The sequence below is a fragment of the Nocardioides pelophilus genome, assembly GCF_014180685.1.
GTDB lineage: Bacteria > Actinomycetota > Actinomycetes > Propionibacteriales > Nocardioidaceae > Nocardioides > Nocardioides pelophilus.
This window is the reverse complement of the sequence record NZ_JACEHF010000323.1, coordinates 1-950: the sequence shown is the minus strand read 5'-3', so window position 1 is coordinate 950 and position 950 is coordinate 1. Positions and strand designations below refer to the sequence as shown.

1 protein-coding gene is annotated in these 950 nt (G+C 77.3%); it reads left to right on the top strand.

What is annotated here, in order from left to right:
- A partial coding sequence (locus tag H0488_RS23405) for an NADH-ubiquinone oxidoreductase-F iron-sulfur binding region domain-containing protein (protein ID WP_183101556.1) occupies positions 1-950 on the top strand: 950 nt, incomplete at both ends.

The following is a 950-nucleotide window of genomic DNA, read 5'->3' as shown; positions in this document are numbered from 1 at the left end:
GGCTGGCCGGCCTGCGCGGTCGCGGCGGCGCCGGCTTCCCGACCGCGGACAAGTGGGCGGCGGTGCAGGCGGTCGACGGTCCCGGCCCGCGGTTCGTGGTGGCGAACGGCGACGAGGGCGACCCGGGCTCGTTCGCGGACCGGCTGCTCATGGAGCGCGATCCCGGGCGGGTGCTCGAGGGTCTCGCCCTGGCCGGACTCGCCTGCGGCGCCACCGCCGGCTTCGTCTACGTCCGCTCGGAGTACCCCCGGGCGCGCACGGCGGTGATGCGCGCGGTCGAGGCGGCACGCTCCGCCGGCCACCTCGGCACCGACATCCACGGCAGCGGCGTCGACTTCGACGTCGAGGTGGTGGCCGGTCACGGTTCCTACGTCGCCGGCGAGGAGACCTCGCTGCTGCGGTCGATGGCGGGGCTCCGCGGCACCGTCCGGGTCCGGCCGCCGTACCCCACCCGGCACGGCTACCTCGGCCGCCCGACAGCGGTGAACAACGTCGAGACCCTCGCCGCGGTCCCGGCGATCCTCGCCGACGGCGGTGCTGCGTACGCGCGCCTCGGGCACCCGCTCGAGTCCGGCACGTCGCTGGTCTGCCTGACCGAGCGGTTCGCGCGGCCGGGCGCCTACGAGGTGGAGCTCGGAACTCCGCTGCGACGGATCGTCGAGGAGCTCGGCGGTGGCCTCGTGGACGACGCCCCCCTGCGCGCGCTGCAGGTGGGCGGCCCGCTGGGCGGCTTCCTGGCACCCTCGCAGCTGGACCTGCCGCTGCTGGAGTCCGCACTCGCACCGGCCGGGGTCGCGCTCGGTCACGGCAGCCTGGTCGCGATCGACGCTCGGGTCTCCCGCGCGGACCTCCTCGCCCACCTGTGGCGCTTCGGCGCCGAGGAGAGCTGCGGCGCCTGCACCCCGTGCCGCGAGGGCACCCGCCGGGGCGCGGCCGGCCCGGCCGGGACG